The sequence below is a fragment of the Rhizobacter sp. P1_G5 genome (assembly GCF_056405435.1).
In genome coordinates this window covers 1-4,898 of record NZ_JBFUCB010000468.1, presented here as the reverse complement: position 1 = coordinate 4,898, position 4,898 = coordinate 1, and the positions used below count along the sequence as shown (strand labels likewise).

The window sequence follows — 4,898 nt, the reverse complement described above, 5'->3', positions numbered from 1 at the left end:
GTGCTGGGCCTGCCGGCCGCCCTCACCCACCTGGGTGAAGAATTCGGCGAGCAGCGCCGCCTGCCGCTGCAGGYGCGGGTGCGCGGCGAGCCGCCCGAGGGCCTGCCGAACGAGATCAACACCGTGCTGTTCCGCGTGACGCAGGAAGCGCTGAACAACATCGACAAGCACGCGGCCGCGTCGCACATCGCGCTGCGGCTGGCCTTCGGCGCCGGCGGCGTGCGGCTGCGCGTGATCGACGACGGCCGCGGCTTCGACGTCGGCGCGGTGCAGCAGCACCCGCGCCGCGGCATCGGGCTGCGCAACATGCGCGAGCGGCTCGCCTCGATCGGCGGCAGCCTGAACGTGGCGTCGAAACCCGGCCGCACCGAGGTCGTCGCCGACGTGCCCACCTCGGCCATTCGACGCTTCGCCGCCACCGCCTCATGACTCCTACCGCCACCCGCCTGCTGATCGTCGACGACCACCCGCTGGTGCGCGAAGGCCTGAAGGCCCGGCTGTGCAGCGTGGCCGGCATCGACGTGGTCGGCGAGGCCGGCGATGCGGCCGAGGCCTTCGCGCAACTGGCCGTGCACGCCGTCGACCTGGTGCTGATGGACATCGGCATGAAGGACGTGAACGGCATCGAACTCACGCGCCGCCTGCTCGCCGAGCGGCCGGCGCTGCGCGTGCTGGTGCTCAGCATGTACGACAACCCCGAGTACGTGAACCGCGCGATGCAGGCCGGCGCGCGCGGCTACGTGCTGAAGGACGCGCCGTCGACCGACATCATCGAGGCGATCGCCGCGGTGCAGGCCGGCGAGACCTTCCTGAGCGCGGCGATCTCGGGCCGGCTGATGCGGGCGCAGACGCCGCGGCCGGTGATGTCGCTGCGCGAGAGCGAGATCCTCGCGTGCCTGGCCAAGGGCCGCTCGAGCAAGCAGATCGCGCAGGACCTGAACCTGAGCGTGCGCACCGTCGAATCGCACCGCCAGAACATCAAGCGCAAGCTGAACCTGGAAGGCCAGGCGGAGCTGATCAAGTACGCCGTGGAGCACTGCCGGGATTTCGGGGAGACGCCGGCTGCGTAGGCGAATTTGCGTAAAACCACTTAGCGGATTCACCCGTGGCGCCGCTGGCCGTTTGCGGGTCTGATATCGCTGCAGTTTTCCAACCCTCGAGGACGACCCCCGTGTCACAACTCCTGAAGCTCGCGCACCTGATCGACGCGCTGAACGACCGCTTCGGCTGGCTGGCCAAGTGGGCGGTGTTCCTGGCCTGCTTCATCAGCGCCGGCAATGCCGTGATCCGCTACACCTTCAACTACAGCTCGAACGCCTACCTCGAGATCCAGTGGTACCTGTTCGCGGCCTGCGTGATGCTCGGCGCGCCGCAGGTGCTGCGCGTCAACGAGCACGTGCGCGTCGACGTGCTGTACGGCCGCTTCTCCAGCAAGGGGCGCGTGCTGATCGACCTGTTCGGCCTCGTGTTCTTCCTGATGCCGGTGATGGGGGTGATGTTCTATTTCGCGTGGCCGCTGTTCCTGTCGAAGCTCGCGAGCGGCGAGGTCTCCGGCAACGCGGGCGGGCTGATCCTGTGGCCTGCCGTGCTGATGCTGCCGCTCGGCTTCGCGTTGATGCTGCTGCAAGGCCTGTCCGAGATCATCAAGCGCGTGGGATGGCTCACGCACACCTACGAGATGGACCTGCACTACGAGAGGCCGCTGCAATGACGGTAGAGACCTTCGCCCCGCTGATGTTCGCGGGGCTGATCCTGATCATGCTGATCGGGTTCCCCGTGGCCTTCTCGCTCTCGGCGCTCGGCCTGCTGTGCGGCTTCATCGCGATCTGGCAGGGCTGGTTCCCCGAGCAGTTCATGGCCAACCTGCCGCTCAACGTGTTCGGCATCCTCAGCAACGACCTGCTGCTGGCGATCCCGTTCTTCACGCTGATGGGGGCGATCCTCGAGAAATGCGGGCTCGCCGAGGACATGCTCGACTCGATGGGCCAGCTGTTCGGCCCGGTGCGCGGCGGCCTGGGYTACTCGGTGATCATCGTCGGCTTCATCCTCGGCGCGATCACCGGCACGGTGGCCGGCCAGGTGATCGCGATGGCGATGATCTCGCTGCCGGTGATGATGCGCTACGGCTACAACATGCGCTATGCCACCGGCGTGCTCGCGGCCTCGGGCACGATCACGCAGCTGGTGCCGCCGTCGCTGGTGCTGGTGGTGCTGGCCGACCAGCTCGGCAAGTCGGTGGGCGACATGTACAAGGGCGCCTGGGGTCCGTCGATCCTGCAGGTGCTGCTGTTCGCGATCTACACCTTCGTGCTCGCGCGCATCCGGCCCGAGCACGTGCCCGGCGTGCCGAAGGAGGCGCGAACGCTGAACGGCTGGGCGCTGTGGCGCAAGTGCCTGCGCGGCATCATCCCGTCGGCGATCCTGATCTTCGCGGTGCTCGGCAGCATGGGCGGCCTGCCCGGCATGAACAGCGCCATCTGCACGCCGACCGAAGCGGGCGCGATGGGCGCGGTGGGGGCGTTCATCCTGGCGGCACTGCACCGCCGGCTCAACTGGCCGCTGGTGCGCGAAGCGATGCTCGGCACGATGCGCATTACCGCGATGGTGGTGTTCATCCTGATCGGCTCGCGCGTGTTCTCGCTGGTGTTCCAGGGTGTCGACGGCGCGAAGTGGATCGAGCACATGCTGTCGAACCTGCCCGGCGGGCAGCTCGGCTTCCTGATCGTCGTCAACCTGTTCGTGTTCTTCCTGGCGTTCTTCCTCGATTTCTTCGAGATCGCCTTCATCATCCTGCCGATGCTGGCGCCGGTGGCCAACAAGCTCGGCATCGACATGATCTGGTTCGGCGTGCTGCTGTGCGTGAACATGCAGACGAGCTTCATGCACCCGCCGTTCGGCTTTGCGCTGTTCTACCTGCGCAGCATCGCCGACACGCTGTTCAAGCAGGGGTCGCTGCCGCGCAAGGTGCTGTCGAGCGACATCTACCTCGGCTCGATCCCGTGGGTGCTGCTGCAGATCCTGCTGGTGGTGATCGTGATCCTCTTCCCGCAGACGGTGACGGTCTTCCTCGACAAGGAAGTGAAGGTCGACGTCGACAAGGTGAAGATCGAGATGCCTGACGGCGACACCTACCGCTCGAAGGACGAGAACCTCGACGACCTGTTCAAGAACGCGTCGCCGTCCCCCGACGAGAAGAAGCCGGAAGAGAAGAAGTGAGCGAGAGCGAGCCGCTGGTGGCGGCGGAGGGCCCGGCCTTTCCGCCGTTCGTGAAGCTGCTGCTGACGGCCCTCACCGCCGCGGTGTTCGCGGCCGGCGCGCTGGCGCTCGACCAGGCAGCGCTGCGCAATGCCTCCATCAGCGCGAAGCTGCTGGTGGCCGGCGGCCTGCTGGTGCTGCTGGTGACGAACTACTGGGTGCTGAAGAGCCGCATCCGCATCGATGCGCGCGTGATCGAGCAGACGTGGATGTGGACCAAGCGCGTGCGCTGGGCCGACGTGGGGCAGGCCAAGCTGATCTACATCCCGTGGCTTGCGTGGCTGGTCGCGCCGCGCATGGTGGTGCGCGGCGGGGCCGGGATCGTGACGCTGTTCAACGCGGCCGATCCGCAGGTGCTGGCGGTGTTCGCGCGGTATGCGCTCGCGCCGGAGTTGCGCGAGCGCTGAGCCTTACAGCTTCTGCGTCTGCATGAAGTCGTCGAACGCCGCCTCGGCGAAGCGGAACCASAGGWTCTGGTCGGCCCGCACCTTCGCGTAGTCCTCGTAGACCTTCTTCCAGTTCTGGTTCTTCGCCGAGAGCTCGGCGTACATCTCCTGCGAGGCCTTGAAGGCGGCCTCCATCACCTCCTTCGGGAAGCGAAACAGCCGCGTGCCGCTGCCCACCAGCTGYTTCAGAGCGGCCGGGTTGCGGKMRTCGTACTTGGCCTGCATGTCGATGTGGGCCACCGCAGAGGCGGCCTCGATCACCGCCTTGTACTCGGGCGTCAGCGCGTCATACGCCTTGGTGTTGACGAAGAAGTCGAGCTGCGGGCCGCCTTCCCACCAGCCGGGGTAGCAGTAGTTGGGCGCCACCTTGTTGAAGCCGAGCTTCTGGTCGTCGTACGGGCCGACCCATTCGGCGGCGTCGATGGTGCCCTTCTCCAAGGCGGGGTAGATGTCGCCGCCGGGGATGTTCTGCGGCACCGCGCCGATGCGCTCCAGCACGCGGCCGCCGAAGCCGCCGATGCGCATCTTCAGGCCCTTCATGTCGGCCAGCGACTTGATCTCCTTGCGGAACCAGCCGCCCATCTGCGCGCCGGTGTTGCCGCCGGGGAAGTTGACGATGTTGTACTGGTGGTAGAACTCGCGCATCAGCTTCAGGCCGTTGCCCTCGACCATCCACGCCGTCATCTGGCGGGAGTTCAGGCCGAACGGGATCGCGCAGCCGAGCGCGAAGRTCTCGTCCTTGCCGAAGAAGTAGTACGGCGCGGTGTGCGCCATCTCGACGGTGGCGTTCTGCACCGCGTCGACCACGCCGAAGGCCGGCATGATCTCGCCGGCCGCGTGCACCGAGATCTGGAACTTGCCGCCCGAGAGCTCGCCGACCTTCTTCGCGAAGACTTCGGCGGCGCCGAAGATGGTGTCGAGCGATTTCGGGAAGCTGGAGGCGAGGCGCCAGCGCAGGGCCGTCTGGGCGTGGACGATGGCCGGAGCGCTGCCGGCGGCGAGCACGCCGGCCAGGCCGGTGCGGGTGATGAAGATGCGGCGTTCCATGTCTCTCTCCTCGGGGTGATGGGGCGGGGAGATTTTTTACCGAGCTTCAGGAGGGGTGGGGATGGGCTTTCCCCGTTGGGGAAAGCCCGGCGGTGCTCACGGCGACAGGCGCAATCAGTTCGCTCGTTTTAAATTCGAGTAGTCAACAAT

6 protein-coding genes are annotated in these 4,898 nt (G+C 66.8%); 5 read left to right on the top strand and 1 reads right to left on the bottom strand.

The genetic code is table 11. From position 1 onward, the window contains the following. The 5 genes from AC1D12_RS24715 to AC1D12_RS24695 all read left to right on the top strand — a co-directional run. A partial coding sequence (locus AC1D12_RS24715; protein WP_477843486.1) for a sensor histidine kinase occupies positions 1-429 on the top strand: 429 nt, incomplete at its 5' end. Next, a complete protein-coding gene (locus AC1D12_RS24710) occupies positions 426-1,070 on the top strand; it encodes a response regulator transcription factor (protein WP_477843484.1) in 645 nt (214 codons plus the stop codon). The genes AC1D12_RS24715 and AC1D12_RS24710, both read left to right, overlap by 4 nt. 101 nt (positions 1,071-1,171) lie before the next feature. Beyond that, positions 1,172-1,711 carry a TRAP transporter small permease subunit gene (locus AC1D12_RS24705; protein ID WP_047503034.1) on the top strand — a complete coding sequence of 180 codons (540 nt, stop codon included), beginning with the start codon at positions 1,172-1,174 and terminating at the stop codon, positions 1,709-1,711. Next, on the top strand, positions 1,708-3,216 hold the full coding sequence (locus AC1D12_RS24700; protein ID WP_477843482.1) for a TRAP transporter large permease: 1,509 nt from the start codon (positions 1,708-1,710) through the stop codon (positions 3,214-3,216). The genes AC1D12_RS24705 and AC1D12_RS24700 overlap by 4 nt, the downstream gene beginning before the upstream one ends. Further along, positions 3,213-3,662: a hypothetical protein gene (locus AC1D12_RS24695; RefSeq protein ID WP_477843480.1), complete on the top strand. Its 450-nt coding sequence runs from the start codon at positions 3,213-3,215 to the stop codon at positions 3,660-3,662. Before AC1D12_RS24700 ends, AC1D12_RS24695 begins: the two co-directional genes overlap by 4 nt. A gap of 3 nt (positions 3,663-3,665) precedes the next feature. Here AC1D12_RS24695 and AC1D12_RS24690 read toward each other — a convergent pair whose 3' ends face one another. Next, positions 3,666-4,748 carry a TRAP transporter substrate-binding protein gene (locus tag AC1D12_RS24690; protein ID WP_477843478.1) on the bottom strand — a complete coding sequence of 361 codons (1,083 nt, stop codon included), beginning with the start codon at positions 4,746-4,748 and terminating at the stop codon, positions 3,666-3,668. Positions 4,749-4,898: the final 150 nt, after the last annotated feature.